At 47.3% G+C, this 18850-nt stretch carries 20 protein-coding genes and 1 riboswitch; of the genes, 12 read left to right on the top strand and 8 right to left on the bottom strand.

Annotated features, from left to right (window positions below; translation table 11 throughout):
• Positions 1–7: 7 nt before the first annotated feature.
• From ACQCV8_RS14185 to ACQCV8_RS14175, 3 genes are all read left to right on the top strand, one after another.
• Positions 8–1105, top strand: a complete 1098-nt coding sequence (locus tag ACQCV8_RS14185; protein WP_426845401.1) for a toxic anion resistance protein — start codon at positions 8–10, stop codon at positions 1103–1105.
• Between the two features lie 18 nt (positions 1106–1123).
• Positions 1124–1789 carry a vWA domain-containing protein gene (locus tag ACQCV8_RS14180; RefSeq protein ID WP_426845400.1) on the top strand — a complete coding sequence of 222 codons (666 nt, stop codon included), beginning with the start codon at positions 1124–1126 and terminating at the stop codon, positions 1787–1789.
• A 205-nt stretch (positions 1790–1994) separates the two neighbouring features.
• A complete protein-coding gene (locus tag ACQCV8_RS14175; RefSeq protein ID WP_426845398.1) occupies positions 1995–2570 on the top strand; it encodes a DUF4184 family protein in 576 nt (191 codons plus the stop codon).
• Here the strand turns inward: ACQCV8_RS14175 and ACQCV8_RS14170 are convergent.
• Positions 2539–3585, bottom strand: a complete 1047-nt coding sequence (locus ACQCV8_RS14170) for an NAD(P)/FAD-dependent oxidoreductase (RefSeq protein ID WP_426845396.1) — start codon at positions 3583–3585, stop codon at positions 2539–2541. The two genes, ACQCV8_RS14175 and ACQCV8_RS14170, sit on opposite strands and share 32 nt — an antisense overlap.
• Positions 3586–3662: 77 nt before the next feature.
• Between ACQCV8_RS14170 and ACQCV8_RS14165 the strand changes: the two genes are divergently transcribed.
• Positions 3663–4136, top strand: a complete 474-nt coding sequence (locus tag ACQCV8_RS14165) for a GNAT family N-acetyltransferase (RefSeq protein ID WP_426845579.1) — start codon at positions 3663–3665, stop codon at positions 4134–4136.
• Between the two features lie 72 nt (positions 4137–4208).
• On the top strand, positions 4209–4817 hold the full coding sequence (locus ACQCV8_RS14160; RefSeq protein ID WP_426845394.1) for a class I SAM-dependent methyltransferase: 609 nt from the start codon (positions 4209–4211) through the stop codon (positions 4815–4817).
• A gap of 533 nt (positions 4818–5350) precedes the next feature.
• Here the strand turns inward: ACQCV8_RS14160 and ACQCV8_RS14155 are convergent.
• The 6 genes from ACQCV8_RS14155 to ACQCV8_RS14130 all read right to left on the bottom strand — a co-directional run bounded on the left by ACQCV8_RS14155 (position 5351) and on the right by ACQCV8_RS14130 (position 9657).
• Complete coding sequence (locus tag ACQCV8_RS14155) at positions 5351–5812, bottom strand: hypothetical protein (protein ID WP_426845392.1); 462 nt, start codon at positions 5810–5812, stop codon at positions 5351–5353.
• 90 nt (positions 5813–5902) lie between these two features.
• Positions 5903–6328, bottom strand: coding sequence for an organic hydroperoxide resistance protein (locus tag ACQCV8_RS14150; RefSeq protein WP_426845390.1), 426 nt, complete (start codon positions 6326–6328; stop codon positions 5903–5905).
• On the bottom strand, positions 6325–6774 hold the full coding sequence (locus tag ACQCV8_RS14145) for a MarR family winged helix-turn-helix transcriptional regulator (protein WP_426845388.1): 450 nt from the start codon (positions 6772–6774) through the stop codon (positions 6325–6327). The genes ACQCV8_RS14150 and ACQCV8_RS14145 overlap by 4 nt, the downstream gene beginning before the upstream one ends.
• A gap of 73 nt (positions 6775–6847) precedes the next feature.
• The gene (locus tag ACQCV8_RS14140; protein WP_426845386.1) at positions 6848–8380 is read right to left on the bottom strand and encodes an FAD-dependent oxidoreductase; all 1533 of its coding nucleotides are present in this window, start codon (positions 8378–8380) and stop codon (positions 6848–6850) included.
• 93 nt (positions 8381–8473) lie between these two features.
• Positions 8474–9010 carry a peptide-methionine (S)-S-oxide reductase MsrA gene (msrA, locus tag ACQCV8_RS14135; protein ID WP_426845384.1) on the bottom strand — a complete coding sequence of 179 codons (537 nt, stop codon included), beginning with the start codon at positions 9008–9010 and terminating at the stop codon, positions 8474–8476.
• An 89-nt stretch (positions 9011–9099) separates the two neighbouring features.
• A riboswitch (SAM riboswitch) is annotated at positions 9100–9215 on the bottom strand.
• A gap of 124 nt (positions 9216–9339) precedes the next feature.
• Complete coding sequence (locus tag ACQCV8_RS14130; protein WP_426845382.1) at positions 9340–9657, bottom strand: thioredoxin family protein; 318 nt, start codon at positions 9655–9657, stop codon at positions 9340–9342.
• A gap of 197 nt (positions 9658–9854) precedes the next feature.
• On the opposite strand from ACQCV8_RS14130, the gene ACQCV8_RS14125 reads away from it, so the two are divergent.
• From ACQCV8_RS14125 to ACQCV8_RS14095, 7 genes are all read left to right on the top strand, one after another.
• On the top strand, positions 9855–10946 hold the full coding sequence (locus ACQCV8_RS14125; protein ID WP_426845380.1) for a D-alanine--D-alanine ligase: 1092 nt from the start codon (positions 9855–9857) through the stop codon (positions 10944–10946).
• Between the two features lie 97 nt (positions 10947–11043).
• Complete coding sequence (locus ACQCV8_RS14120) at positions 11044–12423, top strand: UDP-N-acetylmuramoyl-tripeptide--D-alanyl-D-alanine ligase (protein ID WP_426845378.1); 1380 nt, start codon at positions 11044–11046, stop codon at positions 12421–12423.
• Positions 12424–12501: 78 nt separating this feature from the next.
• Positions 12502–13227 carry an alpha/beta hydrolase gene (locus ACQCV8_RS14115; protein ID WP_426845376.1) on the top strand — a complete coding sequence of 242 codons (726 nt, stop codon included), beginning with the start codon at positions 12502–12504 and terminating at the stop codon, positions 13225–13227.
• A gap of 161 nt (positions 13228–13388) precedes the next feature.
• A complete protein-coding gene (locus ACQCV8_RS14110; RefSeq protein WP_426845374.1) occupies positions 13389–14885 on the top strand; it encodes a DEAD/DEAH box helicase in 1497 nt (498 codons plus the stop codon).
• A 265-nt stretch (positions 14886–15150) separates the two neighbouring features.
• Entirely contained in the window at positions 15151–16113 is a 963-nt protein-coding gene (gene uvsE / locus ACQCV8_RS14105; protein WP_426845372.1) for a UV DNA damage repair endonuclease UvsE, read from the top strand.
• Positions 16114–16192: 79 nt separating this feature from the next.
• The gene (locus ACQCV8_RS14100; RefSeq protein WP_426845370.1) at positions 16193–16672 is read left to right on the top strand and encodes a PH domain-containing protein; all 480 of its coding nucleotides are present in this window, start codon (positions 16193–16195) and stop codon (positions 16670–16672) included.
• The gene (locus ACQCV8_RS14095; protein WP_426845368.1) at positions 16659–18152 is read left to right on the top strand and encodes a PH domain-containing protein; all 1494 of its coding nucleotides are present in this window, start codon (positions 16659–16661) and stop codon (positions 18150–18152) included. The genes ACQCV8_RS14100 and ACQCV8_RS14095 overlap by 14 nt, the downstream gene beginning before the upstream one ends.
• A gap of 49 nt (positions 18153–18201) precedes the next feature.
• On the opposite strand, the gene ACQCV8_RS14090 is transcribed toward ACQCV8_RS14095, so the two are convergent.
• A complete protein-coding gene (locus ACQCV8_RS14090) occupies positions 18202–18792 on the bottom strand; it encodes a rhomboid family intramembrane serine protease (RefSeq protein ID WP_426845366.1) in 591 nt (196 codons plus the stop codon).
• Positions 18793–18850: the final 58 nt, after the last annotated feature.

Raw genomic sequence — 18850 nt, 5'->3', positions numbered from 1 at the left:
TGGAGGAATGACTGTGAATACGAACGAATTGCAGACGATGAACCTGGAAAAAAAAGAAGAGCTTCTTGAAAAGGGAACGAATGAAATAAAAGCAACGCTGAGAAAAGAACCCGAGGTACAGAAGCTCGCCAAGAACATCGATCATAAAAACCAGCTGGCACTCCTTGAGTACGGAAAAGAGCCCGCGAACGAAATATCAGCGTTTTCCGGAAGGATTCTGAATACGATCAAATCAAGCAGCATGGAAGAATCCAGCGCCCTGCTAAAGCATCTTGGGAAAATCATGGACCGCTTTGACAGCAAGGATTTCGTGGAGAAAAAAGGCCTGATGGCGAAAGTTTTTAACCGGGGCCAGAAGGTGATGGACAAGCTGTTTTCAAAATATCAGACAATGGGCTCTGAAATTGACAAGGTGTATGTTGAAATCATGAAATACGAAAATGAAATGAAAGGCTCTACACAGACGCTGGAACAGCTGTATGAGCAGAACTTTCAATATTACACAGAACTTGAGAAGTACATTGTGGCAGGAGAAATGAAAACGGAAGAGCTGCGCGCCAGAGTGCCTGAGCTCGAGAGCAAAGCAGCTACCGGGAACCAGCTCGCGGGCATGGAACTGGATACGCTGAAAAACGCGATCGAACTGATGGAGCAGCGAGTATATGATCTGGAGATGGCCAAGCAGGTTGCCTATCAGGCCGCCCCTCAAATCCGTCTCCTTCAAAGAGGAAATACGAAGCTGATTGCAAAAATCAATTCCGCATTCGTGACGACCATTCCGATTTTCAAAACCGGTTTGATCAATGCAATCGCAGCAAAAAGGCAAAATCTCGTAGCCCAATCCATGAGTGAATTGGACAAGAGAACCAATGAAATGCTTTTGAAAAACGCCCAGAACATTTCCAAGCAAAGCACCGACATTGCCAGAATGGCCGGCAGCCCGAGCATTAAGATCGAAACAATGGAAGAAACGTGGAGCATCATCATGAAAGGGATGCAGGAAACGAAAGCCATTGAAGATGAAAATAAAAAGATGCGGGAGGAAGGAAAAGTCCGGATCGAGCAGCTTCAGGAAAATTTTAAGCGCCTCGAACAGCAGCGCTAAAGGGAAGGGGAAAATCGGATGAACTCTATTAACCTGCTGAAGAAAAATGTCCAAATTGTCCTTGAAAAAAAGCAGCTGAGCGGTGTAACAGCCAGAGTCGGCCTTGTGCTTGATATCTCAGGATCCATGAGGAAGCTGTATAGGAATGGGACGGTTCAAAAAGTAGTTGAACGGATCCTTGCGGTAGCGAGCCAGTTCGACGACGATGGCATGCTCGATGTATGGGTTTATGACAACGAGTTTGCCAGACTGAAGCCGGTTACCGAAAGAGATTTTAATCAATACGTTGAAAACGTCATTTTATCCGATTCCCTTATTCATAAGTTTGGCCGAAACGATGAACCCCCCGTTATGGAGGATGTAATCCGGAAATATACGAGGGAGGAATCAAGTAAGGATCCGGCATTTGTCGTGTTCATTAATGATGGCGGGTGCAAAAAGACCATAAAAAAACCGGTCATCGAATCCTCTGACCAGCCAATCTTCTGGCAATTTGTCGGAATCGGCGACAGCAATTTTGAAGTGCTTGAAAACCTTGATTCCATGGAAGGCCGTTTTATCGACAACGCCAACTTTTTTCATATCCAGGATCCTGAAAGCATTTCAGACGAACAGCTGTACAATCAGCTGCTCCACGAATTTCCTTCCTGGATTGAAGAGGCAAAAAGGAAAGGCGTGCTATAGGGAGAAGCAAAGCGCTTGGGGATGCACCCGGGCGTTTTTCTGTAGATGTCCCATATGCCTCCTGGATTCCGAACCGCGTTGACTGCTGCTGAAAACAGGTCTTAGGCCAGGAGCATTCGATAAGCTGCAGAAACCTTCTGAAATTTGTCTACCTCAGCAGCAAGTCTTAAAATGATTATAAATACGAATCAGGAGGTCCTTCCCGTTGAATACGCTCCACCACGGCTTTTGGACATACATGATATTCCGCAAAAAAAAGCAGGCTTTAAAGTATTTTGTGATTGGGAGCATGGCCCCGGACTTTATTTACTTCATTATGTTTTTTTATTTGCTGCTCAAAAATATTCTGATGAACTGGCTTGGACTGAACGAGACCGCTTTTTCCCTTAGAGAGGCGGTTCATGGACTGTTCGATGAGCCTGTTACGATTGTCTTGAGACAGGGTGGCCATTCCCTTTTCATCTGGACGGCTGCCTTTGTGATCATTGCTGCCATTTCCCGCAAAATATGGCTGAATGGCTGGCTTGCCTTTGCTTACGGCTGGCTCGGTCATATTCTGATTGATCTGCTTACGCATGTGCAGGACGCGGTTCCGGTTTTTTATCCAATCAGTGATTATATTTTTAGAGGCCCTATTTCCTATTACGACCGCGATTTTTTCGGCCGTGAATTCAGCCTGATGAACAGCGTCCTGATTGCCATTGCAGTTCTCTATTTACTTATCGGAAAAATCCGGGAAAAACGGCGGATTAAAAAGAATTCATATACCTCCGGTCAATAGCGTGCTTGAGCTTCCATGCGGTTTTTCCATGATAATGAAGCCCGCCGTACGTGAGAAAGCCTTCCCGGTCACCGGTGGATACTATTCCGAGAAACCGCTTCTGGGGTTTAAAGGAAACCAGCTCCTCGCCTTGAATCGCCCTGTACAGATTTTTCCAAAGAACTTCCGATTGCCGGACCGCATACACCCCGTTTTTCGGAAGCTTAGGGTAACAGTCGATGGACGCACAGTCTCCGGCTGCAAAAATCGATTCATTGTAAGATAACTGTTTATCCACGAGGATAAACCCGCGCTCGTCCACCCTCATCTTGGATTCTCTGAAAAGAGCTGGTGCTTCAGGACCGCTAAGCCACAGCAAGTCCGAAAATGGAATCCTCTCACCATCTGCTTCAACAGCTCCAGCTGAACTCAAGCTGGCTTTCTTGTTTAACAGAACGCGCACTCCTTTTGATTCGCAAATCTTCTGCAGCCGGTCAGAGTGTGAAGGGGACAGGAGGGAGCCGCCGCTGATCAGTGTAACAGGAGACCTGTTACCGGATTTTCTCCTGTATGCTGCAGCCGCTAAAGAAAGCTCCACTCCGGAAGCGCCTGCTCCGGCAATCACCGGAGACCGGCCTTCACGGAAAGACCGGATGGTGTCAGGAAAGGAATAGTTCGGTTTTACCGGCAGAATGGAGGAAGCGGTTTTCTGACTGGAACCAATATCGATCGAAAGCCAATCGTAAGCGTATTGATTGCCTGAATCAGTGTGGACTTTTTTGCCGGCTGCAGAAATGAAAGTCACCTTTTCTTCTAAAAACGTAAACTTATGCTTCTCGGCGAGGGCTGCCAAATCAATGCGGATTTCTTCTTCCGTATAAATTCCTTCAGTAAAACCGGAAAACATACCGGAGTAGTATTGGTAACGGGAAGGAGAAATCAGAATAACCTCGGAGTCTGCCAATGAGGATAAGGCTCCTTTTGAAATACCGGCCAGATGGGCATGTCCCCCGCCTGCGAGAATAATCCTTTTCATATACTGCCCCCTCTGCAAGATCATCTCTTCATTTTGGCTGAATCTTAAATTCATAGCAAGAAAGAAGGTTTTATTTGATGAAAATAAGAGCCTATCAACACGATGATTTAACGAATATCGTTTCTTTGTTCTATGATGCTGTCCATAGCATTCCGTCATCTGACTATTCGGCTGACCAGCTTGAGGCATGGGCGCCTGAAAGCGAACGCAACGCAGTAACGGAACGGTTGAGGAAGGCGTTTTCCGCCAATATCGTTCGGGTAGCTGAAGGACGGGATGGGATAATGGGCTTTTGCGATATGACGAGCCAGGGATATTTGGACCATATGTATGTGGGAAGCTCGTTCCAGAGAAAGGGGACGGCAGGAGCGTTATTGAGAGAGCTGGAGAAAAGCGCCGAGGAGCTTGGAGTGAGCCGGATCACAACGGATGCCAGCATAACGGCCCGGCCCTTTTTTGAAAAAAGCGGCTTTCATGTTCTTCAGCCCCGCATCGCAGAAAGACAGGGAGTTCAGCTGAAAAACTTCCGCATGCACAAAATTCTCGTTTAAGTATTCGCGCTTTTGTTTAAACGGAGCCGTTTCGTGATAGTAATAAGTAAAACGAAACGAAGAGGTGCGTTCATGTTCAGCATAATTAAAAAGAACTTCAGCAAGCCTAAAGGATGGATTGGGGTCGTGACTGGAAAGATTATGGCCCAGGAAAATAAATTCATCAACAAATGGACCATTTCCCGCCTCGGAATCCGCCGGGGGGACAAAGTGCTGGAAGTGGGATACGGGCCCGGTTATGCGCTCGAATACATTCTATCCAGATATCCTGTCCTTAAAGCGGATGGTCTCGATATTTCTGAAACAATGAAAGAGCAGGCATCAGTGAGGCTAAAAGAATATATAGATGCAGGCAAAAGCGAACTCATGGCAGCGGATGTGGGAAAAGCGAATCTGCCGGATCACTCCTATCACAAGATTCTATCAGTTAATAACTACACCATTTGGGATGAACCGAGAACAGGGCTGGCTTCATTATACGAGGCCCTCATTCCGGGAGGCAGCATTGCCATAACCATGCAGCCCCGGGAGGAAAACGCGAGCCCCAACAAAACAAAAATGTTCGGAAAACAAATCTATGACGACATGCGTGCGTGCGGATTCGAAAAAATGTCAATGAAATTCAAACGGGTGAAGCCAGAGATGACCGTCTGTGTGACGGCCCGGAAACCGCTGCGGTAAAGGGAAGGGGTGGCCTGTGGCTACGTACGTATATGGTGGCGGGGTCTGCGCGCTGTATATAGGGAGAATCCTTGAATTGGCGGGGGCAGAGCACTTGGCGGGGTCTGGCCCGCACTCTGATAAAGAACTAAAGCTTCGGCACCATCTTTCCAATCCATTGTCCGGCAAGGTTTTAGAAGGAGCAGTCTCCGTCCCGCTCTGCGTTAAAGCAGCAGGGGCCAGGCACCGTGCCTGGCCCCACTTTCGCTGCCGTACTAAAGCTCCGGCACCTGATCCGCAGAGGCTTGAAGTACAAGGGCTGACAGCATCAAGTCTCTGTCCCCCGTTCCTTTACAGTGGAAAAGCTCCGGCACCGCCGCGCCTGGTTAACTTATATTTTAACCTCCTGACCTCCGACCCTCACTCTGCTAAAGCACTAAACCTCCGTCCCCAGTTTGTAAGACGCCTTGCAGCCCAATGGATCACAAGGTTTCCTCTCCGTCCCCGAAAAGACAAAAAAAGGGGTCGGAGCACGCCTCCGTCCCCAATTATGTCTACCAGTTTTGCTCTGACCCCTTAGCGTCAAAACCGCTGGGAGAGTAAGTGTGAGAAGGTTCTGCCTCCGCCCCCTGGTGCTTTACCGTAACAGGGGACGGAGGCACAGCTCCAATCAAGGCCGCATCCCCAATCGCAACCGCAGCCCCAATCAAGGCCGCATCCCCAATCGCAACCACAGCCCCAATCAAGGCCGCATCCCCAATCGCAACCACAGCTCCAATCAAGGCCGCATCCCCAATCGCAACCGCAGCCCCAATCAAGGCCACACCCCCAGTCGGATGCACAGTTCCAATCAAGGCCGCATCCCCAGTCGGAGGCACAGCCCCAATCAAAGCCGCATCCCCAATCGCACCCACAGCCCCAATCAAAGCCGCATCCCCAATCGCAACCGCAGCCCCAATCAAGGCCGCATCCCCAGTCGGAGGCACAGCCCCAATCAAAGCCACAGCCCCAATCAAAGCCACACCCCCAGCCAACCCCAAACCCCAGCAACAGCAAAAAAGCTGAACCCGTTCAGAGGGTTCAGCTTTTGCATGGCAATCTGCTGATTATTCAGCTTTGCCGGATAAATTTACATCAATGTTGCCGCGGGTAGCTTTAGAGTATGGGCAAACCTGGTGAGCAGCTTCAATTAGCTCCTGTGCGGTTGCATCGTCCACACCTTTGACGATTGCTTCCAATTCAACCTCTAGTTTAAATCCGCCGTCTGCTTCATCTTTGCCGATGGAAACGTTAGCTGTAACCTTTGTGCCTTCCGTTTTGATTTTCTTTTGACGGATGACGAGGTTTAGGGCGCTGTCGAAGCAGGCAGAATATCCGGCTGCGAAAAGCTGCTCAGGGTTTGTGCCTTCTCCGCCTTGGCCTCCGAGGCCTTTTGGCATTGAGACAGGGAAATCAAGCTGTCCGTCTGAAGATTGGATTCGTCCTTCGCGTCCGCCTGTTGCCGTTGCAGTTGCCGTATAAAGTGCATTCATAATTCGTTTCCTCCTTGTTTTAGATGAATCGTCAGGTTTTTTAAGGTTTTCAGAAGTAGCTGATATTCCTCAACAGATAGTCCAAGTTTCGGGGCTACCTCATCCGGGATGCAGGCTGCTTCTGTTTTTAGACTTTCCCCTTTCGCCGTCAAACTAATCGTCACTTTGCGCTCGTCCTCTTTTGCCCTGGTTCTTGCTACAAGTCCGGCTGCTTCCAGCCGTTTAAGCATGGGGGTCAGAGTACCGGAGTCGAGCATAAGGTGCCCGCCGATTTCTTTAACCGTCAGGCTTGGATGTTCCCATAAAACCAGCATGACCAGGTATTGCGGAAAGGTTAGGTTGAGAGGTTCTAGGATCGGTCTGTAAAGGCTTGAAATTTCCTTTGAGCTGGCATACAGAGCAAAGCACAATTGGTTTTCAAGCTTGAGTTTTTGGCTGTTCTCCATGATCATGGTCTTCCTTCGTTAAATAAGTTGTGCACAATCGAATTGTATCCGATTTAGATAGAAAGCACAATTATTATGCTTCGTCCATCTGCAATTTTTTAAGAGGCTTGTCTGCGGGGCCCTCCATGACTTCTCCGTCAGTGGAAAAGCGTGAGCCGTGGCATGGACAATCCCAGGACCTGTCCCCGCGGTTCCATTCAACCTCGCAGCCTAAGTGGGTGCAGGTTGAGTCCACCAGATGCAGGCAGCCTTGCTGATCCTTGTAGGCGGCGGCTTTTTGGCCTTTATAGGAGACGAGGGCGCCTTCATCATTGCGCAGTTCTTCGATTTTTTTTCGTGAACCAAAGTCCAGCTTTCCTCCAATTAAGTGTCCGGCTACATTGGCATTTTGGACAAGAAATGTTTTGATGCTTGGGTCTGCAATGAATCGGGAAGGGCAGAACACCTCCTGATAAGGATTCTCTCTCTCGAGCACCATATCCCTCATCATCATGGCAGCGGCCGTGCCGTTTGTCATTCCCCATTTGCGGTAGCCTGATGCAGCCAGAACGGACGGCTTCCCTTTTGTCACCGGACCGACATAAGGAATTTTATCCAGGGTAATTAAATCCTGTGCAGACCACTTATACACAGCTTCTTTTAGCCCTAAATGGACTTTTCCAAACAGCTCAAGGGCTTCGTAATGTTTTTGCGTATCGAATCCCTGGCCGGTTTTATGGCTATCCCCGCCAATGAGAATGAGATCCTCACCGTCCATTGGAGTTGAGCGGATTGAGCGGGTCGGATTGTCCGCACTTAAATACATTCCGCCCGGATAAGGCTTCCTTGTTTTAACGCCCAGGACATAGGATCTTTCCGCATACATTCGTGCGAAATAAAAGCCGTTTCCATCAAAAAAAGGAAAATGGGAGCAGGAAAGAGCGTGCTTGGCCTTGACTTCGAAGCCGTCCCTCGTTCTGACCTTTGCTCCTCCCTCAAAAACCTCCGCATCTACGGCAACTGTATTTTCGTAGATTTCCACTCCCATCTTTTGCAGCTCACCTGTCATGTGGCCTAAATAGGAAAGAGGGTGGAACTGGGCCTGATTTTTTATCAGAATGGCATTTTTAATAGGCAGGTCAAAAGGGATTGAGTCTGCCATCCCGCAATCGATTCCGAGTTTGACGTAGGCTTTGTATTCTTTTTCAAGCTTCGTGGCATTTTTGCTCTCTGCTGTATAAATATAGGCATCCTGGTTTGAAAAATCACAGGAAACACCTGCTGCATAATCTCTCATAAACTCGAGCGCCTCATGGTTCGCAGCAAAGTATTTTTTTGCTTTTTCTTCCCCGATTTGCTGAATCAGCTCATCATAGATCAGGTCATGCTGGGTGGTGATTTTGGCTGTTGTATGGCCGGTTGTTCCGTTCAGCAGCCCATCGGCTTCAAGCAGGACGACGTTAACTCCTTCTTTGGCAAGTAAGTAGGCAGCTGTGATTCCGGTGATGCCGCCTCCGACAACAACTGCATCCGTATCGAGATTTTTATCAAGCTTTGGAAAGGAGGGAAGCCCGGCTGATTCTCTCCAAAAAGGTTCAGGGGATGAAGGGATTGATTTAGTAGACAAGGGAAAGCCTCCTTCGATATGTACTCTAAGATAATTTTTCCAACATCAAGAAAATCATGTACCAAAATAAAAAGAGTGCGGATTTCCGCACTCTTAACGATTTTTCCAATTCTGATTGATAAAAGCCTCGCGTCCGGATTCCTCACGCTCCTGCTTGTATTTTTCAGGGTTTTTTTTGTAAAAGCCCTGATGATGCTCTTCAGCCGGATAGAAGGCACTTGCTTCCTTGATTGGGGTTACGATCGGTTCTTTAAATTTTCCGCTTTCAGCCAGGAGCTGTTTTGAAGCTTCGGCAGCCTGGCGCTGTTCTTCCGTATGATAGAAAATAATGGCCCGGTAAGATTCCCCGCGGTCGATAAATTGGCCCTCATCATCCGTAGGGTCAATTTGCTGCCAGTAGAGCTCAAGCAGTTTTTCGTATGGGAAAACCTCTGGATTGTACCGGATTTGAACGGCTTCGGCGTGCCCTGATGTTCCGGATTTTACTTGCTCGTATGATGGGTTATCGATGTGCCCGCCTGTGTATCCGGAAACGATCCCGTGAATTCCGGGAAGTTCATCAAATGGTTTTACCATGCACCAAAAGCAGCCTCCCGCAAATGTTGCCGTTTCAATTTGAATGGCAGTCATGTCTTTTCCTCCTTTGATTTAAGAAACTGTAAAAACCCCTCTTCCTGAGCAGAAGAGGGGGGAATAATCTGAAAAGCAGACCGGCTCTTCTCTCATCTGCCGGGCAAAAAGCATATGCCCGCAGGAATTAGCACGGTTTCACATTTGCCGTGATCCGCTGCCGAGGCTTCGCAGGGCCATGTCCCTCCGCCTCTCTCGATAAGAGTGAATGAAATTAAAACGAGCATAAAACTGATTGAAAGGAAAGTCAAGGATTCTTACTCGTGCTGCCCAACCCGCGCAAAAGGTTGTTTGATCGGAAAGCAAAAAACACAAGCCGGAGCTTGTGCTTAAAGTTTTTCTGTAAGAAATTCACGAACCTGATCAGGTGTTTTGGCATTGGCGCTGTGCAAGTGACCGAGCTTTTCGCCGTTTTTGAAAATAAGAATGCTTGGAATTCCCATAACCTGATATTTTTCAGCTATTTCAGGGAACTCATCCTTATTGATCTCGAACCATTGAAAGTCCTTATATTCTTCAAGAATTTCATCAATGAAAAAGTTCATTCGCGTGCAATCGGGACACCAGTCAGCGAAGAATTTAACGAGAACTTCCTTATCAGATGAAATGAGCTTTTCGAATTGTTCGGTTGATGTAATTTTTTCCATATGCATAATCCCTCCTGCCCCTATTTTAATACAAACTGCAGAAATAAACGACATTTTGATTTCGCACAAAAGTTTACAGATGTTCGAATGCTATAAAAGAATTGCAGGGCCAAAGATAACAAACAGGCTGGAAAATGATAAAATAGGAAGAGTGATGAAAAAAACGTGTACGTGAAAGATTGAGGGGGAAATAAAACATGAAAATTAAACTCGGGCTTGTATACGGTGGAAAATCCGCAGAACATCAAGTCTCATTGCAAACAGCACTTGCTGTTATTAAAGCGCTGGATCTCAAGCAATTTGATATACATCCTATTTATATTACAGAAAAGGGAGAATGGATCCGCGGTGCACAGCTGTATGAGCCGGCATCCAGTGTATCTGCCCTGAAGCTTGGCGATTCTGAAGGGAAGGCGATTATGCCGTCTGCTCTGAATGCAGAGCTGTTTCCGTCTGCATCTGCTGACCAGGAGGAGAAGCCGTTTGATGTCATTTTTCCGCTTCTTCATGGACCTAATGGGGAAGATGGAACGATCCAGGGCATGCTTGAACTGATGAACCTTCCGTACGTTGGAAACGGAGTGCTTGCTTCAGCGGCGGGCATGGATAAAGTCGTTATGAAAAATCTATTTGCCCAGGCTGGTCTTGCGCAAGCCGATTATGTATGGCTGATCCGCAGCGAATGGAAAAAAGATCCGGAAACTGTTTATGCGAAGGTTGAAAACAACCTCGGCTACCCATGCTTTGTAAAACCCGCTAATCTTGGCTCAAGCGTTGGAATCAGCAAATGCAAAAACCGTGAAGAGCTGGAAGCGGCTTTTGAGGAAGCTTTCTCCTATGACCGTAAAATTATCATTGAAGAAGGAATCATTGGACGCGAAATTGAAGTAGGGGTAATCGGAAATGATGAACCGCAATGTTCCGTAACAGGAGAAATCGCTCCTAAAAAGGAATTCTACGATTATAAAGCGAAATACGTTGACGGTGACACCGATATGATGATTCCGGCTAAAGTGACGGACAGTGAATACGAGATGATTGAAAAAATGGCCGTTGCAGCCTTTAAAGCGATCGATGGCTCAGGTCTTGTGCGTGCCGACTTCTTTTTGACTGAGGATGGCAGAGCTTTAATAAATGAGGTTAATACGATGCCGGGCTTCACCCCGTTCAGCATGTTCCCGCTGCTTTGGAAGCACACGGGTCTTGAATACCCTCAGCTTATAGAAAAACTCGTTTCCCTGGCCATTGAACGGCATGAAGAGAAACAGCAGATTAAGCATACATTTTAATCATTGAGCGGCTGGCTGCCCGCTGCCTATTGAGTCTGCTTCAGGAGGTTCATTGAGGCAGAGGGAAGCCGGCCTCTTTCTGAAGGGAGATAACCGTATGATACAAAGAACATTAAAAGATATTCAAAGGATGGCGGGCGGAGAAGGCCTGTCTGATTCTTTTGAAGAAAAATCCGTAAACGGTGTTTCGACCGATTCGCGGAGCATCCTCCCCGGCTCGCTGTTTGTACCGATTACAGGGGAAAACTTTAACGGCCACCGCTTTGCCGGCAAGGCTCTCAGTGAAGGTGCAGAAGCTGTCCTTTGGGATAGGAACGAGCCGAATCCGCCTGAAAATGCCCCTGTGATTTTTGTGGACGATACGCTCGTAGCACTCCAGACATTGGCTAAATCCTACAAAGAACAGCTTAACGTCAAGATAGCCGGAGTAACGGGGAGCAATGGAAAAACGACCACCAAGGATCTGCTCGCCTCTGCACTTTCTTCAGCGTATAAAGTACATAAAACTAAAGGGAATTTTAACAACCATATCGGACTTCCTCTCACCCTGCTTTCCATGCCGGAGGATACGGAAGTGGCCGTGCTGGAGATGGGGATGAGCTCCCGGGGCGAAATTGAGTTTTTATCAAATCTTGCCTGCCCGGATGCAGCCATAATCACCAATATCGGAGAATCCCACATGATGGAACTTGGTTCCAGAGAAGGCATTGCAGAAGCAAAGCTTGAAATAGTTTCCGGCTTAAAGGAGGATGGAATTCTTTTTTATTTTGGAGATGAACCTTTGCTTCAGGAAAGAGTGCCTTTAATGGAGATAAAAACCGTCACCTTCGGAGATAAGGCCACCAACAGCTTATATCCGGCAGACATCGTTCAGTCAGATGAAGGTGTGGCGTTTACCGCACAGCCCGGGGGAGAACGGTTTATGATTCCGGTTCTGGGAAAGCATAACGTATGGAATGCGCTTGCCGCGATTGCGGCCGCCCGTCATTTGGGGGTTAGTGATTCGGATATCAAAAGCGGATTAAGCAAGCTTGCCATGACTTCTATGAGACTTGAGCTGACTAAATGTGCTAAAGGCTGGACCGTCATCAATGATGCATACAATGCAAGCCCCACCTCGATGAAGGCTGCGATTACGTTAACAGAAGATCTTGAGGGATATGCACGTAAAATCCTGATTCTTGGGGATATGCTTGAGCTGGGTGAAAATGAGGCTGAATTTCATCTGGAAACAGGCGAACATATCACCAAAGGCAAAATCGACCGTGTGTTCACCTATGGAGTCCTCGGCGAAAAGATAGCAGAGGGAGCGGCAAGGAAATTATCTGCTGGAGAGGTAGAAAGCTTTACAGATAAGTCGGATCTGATTGCTGCCGTAAAACGATTTGCCCGGCCAGGTGACCTGTTCCTTGTCAAGGCATCAAGAGGCATGAGGCTGGAAGAAGCGGTAGATGCACTAAAAGAAGAGAAGGAATAAAAAAAGCCCCGGAAAACATTTTTATTTTCTCCCCGGACGGGTAAACCTGTATATGAGGTTTATTATGGGAGGGATAGGATGAATGGCTGTCTGTTCATACATGGATTTACGGGTGCCCCCTATGAGGTAGAGCCGCTTGCTGATTATGTCAGAAAGAATACCGATTGGGAGGTTCGAACGCCATGCCTTCCGGGGCACGGCGATTCGGACTCGCTCAAAGGAATTGCTTTTGAAAACTGGATTGACTGTGCGGAAGAAGAATTGAAGAGCCTTTTGGAGCATTGCGGGGAAGTATATGTTATTGGTTTTTCCATGGGAGGCATGATCGCTTCCTATCTGGCTGAGAAATATCCGGTTAAAAAACTCATTCTCCTTAGTGCAGCCGCTTATTATGTGAATCCTCGGCAGTTCATTAAAGATATCCGGGGAATGGTCCAGGATCGCTTCAAAGGCCTCCTCCATGAAAATGAAATCTACTTGCGCTATCGAAAAAAAATACTGGAAACTCCGATTATGGCTACCCTGCAATTCCGAAAACTGGTAAACTATGTAAAGCCAAGGCTTCCTGGTATTCGCATCCCCGTATTGATTGTTCAAGGCGAATGCGACGGGATTGTGCCGGTGAAAAGCGCCCATTTTCTGTACAAAAAAATCGGCTCACAAAAGAAAAAACTGTGTTTCCTCCCTTCCTCAAAGCATTTAGTCTGCCACGGGGGGGACTTTGAAGCATTGGCAGAAGAAGCCGGGGAGTTCCTCGGAATCACACCCTCTCACAGACGAGAGCACCAAAAACAAGAGGGATAAATATTGGATTTTTTACCTGATTGTATTCAGTGTCATATCATGGTATGATTAAATTTAAGTGTTTACGGGCTTCTTAAAAGAAGATATGAACTGGAACTTAAGTCTGTGAAGACTATAACTAAGTCTGAGAAGACTGGATAAATAAAGGAGTATGAATAAATTTGAATACAAAGTTTCAAGATCTAGGTTTAAGCGAAAGTCTAATGAAGGCAATTAACAAAATGGGTTTCGAAGAGGCGACCCCGATTCAAGCCCAAACCATTCCTCTAGGCCTTCAAGGGAAAGACATTATTGGACAGGCGCAAACCGGTACAGGTAAAACTGCAGCATTCGGCTTACCGTTAATCGAAAAAATCGAGCCTGAAAACCAAAACATCCAAGCGATCATTATCGCACCGACTCGCGAGCTTGCGGTTCAAGTATCTGAAGAGCTTTACAAGCTAAGCTACTACAAGCGCTCCCGCGTTCTTCCTATCTATGGAGGACAGGACATCAGCCGTCAAATCCGTGCGCTGAAGAAAAATCCTCATATCATCGTGGGAACACCTGGACGTTTGCTTGATCACATCAACCGCAAAACATTAAAATTGGACGGCGTGCATACAGTCGTTCTTGACGAAGCAGATGAAATGCTGAACATGGGATTCATTGAAGATATCGAATCCATCCTTTCCAATGTTCCTGATAATCATCAAACTCTTCTTTTCTCAGCGACAATGCCGGATCCAATCCGCCGCATTGCGGAACGATTCATGAAAGATCCTGAAGTTGTGAAAGTACAAGCGAAAGAAGTAACGACTCCAAACATTCAGCAATTTTACATTAATACACATGAAAAACAGAAATTTGATGTTCTGACACGCCTTTTGGACATCCAGTCTCCGGAGCTTGCGATCGTTTTCGGACGTACGAAGCGCCGTGTAGATGAACTGACAGAAGCTCTTAACCTTCGCGGATATACAGCTGAAGGCATTCATGGTGACCTGAGCCAGGCACGCAGAATGTCCGCGCTCCGCAAATTTAAAACAGGAAATATTGACGTACTCGTTGCAACGGATGTAGCAGCGCGCGGATTGGATATTTCCGGCGTTACTCACGTTTACAACTTCGATGTGCCTCAGGATCCTGAAAGCTATGTTCACCGTATCGGACGTACCGGACGTGCAGGAAAAACCGGTATGGCCATGACATTCATTACATCAAGAGAAATGGATATGCTGAAAAGCATTGAGCGTACAACAAAACGCAAAATGGACAAAATGAATCCTCCAACTCTTGACCAGGCACTTGAAGGCCAGCAAACGATGACCTCCGAGAAAATTCGTTCTGTTATTGAAGAAGGAAACCTTTCCTACTATTCAAAAGCAGCAACTCAGCTTCTCGAAGAATTCGATGCAGAAGCAGTTGTATCAGCAGTCATCAAACTTATGACAAAAGAGCCGGATCAAACTCCGATCAAATTGACAGACGAACCGCCTGCATTCTCTAAACGCGGCGGCGGAAAAGGCTCAGGCGGAGGCAACCGCAATCGCCGCGACGGCTACAACAGCCAGCGCAGCGGAGCGAAAAAAGGCAACCGTTCTTACAATGATAAAGGCCGTTCCCAGCAAAGAAGAAGCGGCACAAGCGGCAGCAAAAACAAAGCTTACTCTAACTAATCACCAGTAAAACAGCACTCCGATTGACGGGTGCTGTTTTTTTTTGATCAGTAAGCGGAGTGTGGGTCTTCATCAGCACCAGGGCGCTTTTACTTGAGTGCCCTTACAGCAGCAGGCCGGCTGGATATATGGTCCACTGCTGGAAAGTACCGGAAGGCTGTCACCCGCTATCATCCTTCTGTTTTTAAACTCGCCTCCAGACTCCTGACGTCACTCCTTTCTGGACATACTAACTAAAATCAGATAAGAGGAGGCCGGTTTCCGTATGTATATCCGGTTAGGTTACGCAGCCATGAGTTCTGAGCTTCACAACGCTTCCCCATCCAAAACGATGACGTATGCTCAATTTAGCCGATTGAAGAATCGGGAGGCAGCGCTGCTAAAGCTCGAAAGGATTGCGCTTGAGAACATTCGGAACTGTTTGAGGCTGCTGAAGCATAACGCTTGGAGTGAGATTCATTTTTTTCGTTTCAGCTCAAGGCTTGTGCCGCTTGCGAATCATCCTGAGCTAAAGGATTGGGATTTTATGACGCCCTTGCTGCCCGAGTTTGCGGACGTGTCCCGATTTTTGTCAAAGCATCCGATGAGAACAGACTTTCATCCGGATCATTTTGTGCTGATGAATTCCTCTAAACCGGAGATTTTGAAAAATGCGCTGCAGACGCTGAAGATGCACCGGGACATGCTTAAGGCGATGGGCATTAATGAAGAGCACCGGTGTGTTCTGCATACAGGTGGAGCACATAAAGACAAGGACAAGGCTTTGGAGCAGTTTATTCACAACTGGGGGTTTGTTCCGCATTCCCTTCAAAAACTGATTATGCTTGAGAACGATGATTCAGCTTTCCATGCGAAAGATGTTCTTTATTTATGCGAAAAGCTTGGAATCCCGTTCGTGTTCGACTACCATCATCATCTTGCTCATCATGAATCACCCGAATGGGAAGAGGACTGGCTTCGAGGCTTGGAAACCTGGAAGCATTCGAGTCTTCCTGTAAAGATGCATATCTCAAGTCCGAGGAGTGAGAAAGAATTCAGGGCTCATTCTGATTTTGTCGATCCTCAAATGTTTGCTGATTTTTTAAATGGTGTAAAGGGGAGTGCGAGCCACATTGACTGTATGGTTGAGGCCAAACAGAAGGATGGGGCTCTGTTCAGACTGATGGAGGATTTAAAATCCGAGTCATCCTTTGAAAAAGTGGATGGAAGCAGTTTTTATTGGAAGTGAAGGCCTTTGCCCGTACAATGGAAAATGAGGAACTTTTTTCTTTTTTAAACCGTATTTCATACAGGAGGGGGAATCGGAAATGAGAGAGAGACCGCAGCATCAAATCAGCAGAAAGGCCAGGACGGTCTGGCAGATAACCGGCCTGTTAACAGCTTTAGTCTTCATCTTGGCGGATGTTGGAATTGGTTTTTTAATTGCCTACGGCGTATGGCCGTTTTGGACGGCTATGATAGGAGCAGCAGGTACGCTGCTGTATTTGGTGATCGGAGTGTGGCTCGTGCCTATGTACCGACAGCGTTTTTGGAGGTACGAGGTTCATGAGCATGAAATCGATTTGCAGCATGGATGGCTTAATGTGCAAAGAACCATAATTCCGATGGTGCGTGTTCAGCATGTGGATACGAAGCAGGGGCCGCTTTTGAGGAAATACGAACTTGCCACTGTAGAAATTTCCACCGCTGCTACGAAGCATGAAATTCCGGCATTGGACATGGAGGAGGCGGACCGTCTGAGGGACTTTATTTCGAGGCTCGCCAGGGTGACCGATGATGATGTCTGAACCGAAGCGGCTCCATCCGGCAGCAGCGATCATCAACTTTTTAAAGCTTTTGAAGGATATGATTATTCCGCTTGTAATCTTTATCTTTGTTAACCGCGCACCTGGCATGCTCGGCCTCCTTTTATATGCCGGGGCAGGACTGTTTCTGGTGGTGCTCATCGTGTTCAGTGTGATTAAGTGGCTGAAGTTTACATATAGAATTGAAGAGGACGAGCTCCGGGTTGAGCAGGGGCTGTTTGTAAAGCAGAAGCGTTTTGTGCCGATTGAAAGAGTGCAAACCATTAACACCCGTGCGGGAATTATTCAGCAGCTGTTCGGTCTTGTCAAGCTTGAAATTGAAACGGCGAGCGGCGGGGCTGAAGCGGAAATAGAGCTTACAGCCATATCAAAATCCGAAGCAGCGGCCATTCAGAAGGAGCTGAGCGAGAGAAAGATAAAAATTAAGGCTGGGCCCGAGGAAATGGAGGATGCTGCACCTGAATGCAATGCCGGAGAGGAAAAACGGAAGACGTATAAAATGACCGGTAAAGAATTGCTGATTGGGGCGGCTACCAGCAGCGGAATAGGGGTTGTTGTCTCAGCGGTTTTTGCGTTCGGCTCCCAGATCGATGAATTGCTGCCGGTTGAGTCCATCCTGAAGCGGTTTGAATCATTGACCTCTGCGGGAATCCCCTTTCTAGCCTTTCTGATTTTTCTTGGATTTCTCCTGGCCTGGCTATTGAGTATGGCAGGTATTTTATTGAAGTATGCGAATTTCACAATGGAACGAAGAGGCGATGATTTTATCATCTCAAGAGGACTTCTGGAAAAAAACCAGCTGACCATTCCCATCAAAAGGATTCAAGCTGTTAAAATTACCGAGAATCCTTTGCGGCAGCCGCTTGGCTATGCAACTGTCCAGCTGATTTGTGCAGGGGGAAAGCAGGACGCTGACGGTTTATCCGCCGCTATCTTTCCGTTCGTCAAAACCAATCAAATTGGTTCCTTGCTGGAGTCATTTTTGCCGCAATACGCGTACCGGACTGAAAAAGTCCCGGTTCCGAAAAGAGCGCTCAGAAAGTATTTGCTTCGATACGGATGGCCTTTTATTATCCCTGCGGGCATCATCATTTATATGTTTCCGCCTTGGGGATGGCTTTCTCTCATCCTGCTTCCGCTTTCTGCGCTATTCGGCTATTTCGCCCACAGGGATTCGGGCTACCGGCTGGAAGAGGAGCAGCTGATTCTTTATATGAGGGCGATATCCAGATCCTCTGTGATTCTCCCTATTAAAAGGATGCAGCAGCTTCAAGTGAATCAAACCGTTTTTCAAAAACGGCAGAAGCTTGTAACAGTGAAGACTTCGGCCATGGCAAATGTGCTCGGGGCTCATTTTTCGGTGAAAGATCTGGATCTTGAGGATGGAATCGTCCTCTATGACTGGTATTCGAACAGACCCCCGGAGCGGGCGGGCGGCAATGCGGACAGCGGAAAGGATTGAGAGAAGATAGCAGCGTTTGTTTCCGCAAGCGGGCAAACGCTTTTTTTCTTCAAATATCTCTTTTCAACAAAAGCGCAGAGAGCCCAAACCCTGCTGCCAATCCAAAGATATGAGCAGTCACATTAACGGACGGAGAGAGGAATGATGCGGCAAGGCTCATGGCTAAAATGATAAAAAGGATTTGTGATTGTGCAGGGCTGATCCGGTTTTTACGGTTTAATGCCATAAACAGCCAGCATCCGAACAGTCCGAAAATGGCTCCGGATGCACCGACATGGCTGTACTCCGGCGGGAGAAGGATAAAGGTCGCTGCATTTGCGGCGATCCCGGATCCGGCATAGAGTAAAGCGAGCCTCGCCTTGCCAAGCATCTCTTCAAGCGGCGGTGCTGCAACAGCAAGTGAAAACGAATTAAACAGGAGATGGGTAAAGCCTGCGTGAAGAAAAATTGGAGTGATCAGCCTCCACCACTGGCCGTGTGCAATGGCAGAGTTGAACCCATCTGCCTGTGAAAACCAATAAGGGCTGTCCTGAAAAGGGAGGGAAAAGAATCCCCAGATCAGAATGTGCAGACCTATTATAAAAGAGGTTAACGGAAATTTGGAAAGATAGGATGAAAAGCTTTCGTTACGAATAAACAATCGGACTCGCTCCTTTCGAGGGTTACTTCATTTATATGGAGCGATTGGCTGAATAGTA

The sequence above is a fragment of the Metabacillus sp. 84 genome (assembly GCF_050107715.1).
In the GTDB taxonomy this organism is placed as follows: Bacteria; Bacillota; Bacilli; order Bacillales; family Bacillaceae; genus Metabacillus_B.
Note: the sequence above shows the minus strand (reverse complement) of the source record. Positions and strands in the feature narration are given on the sequence as shown.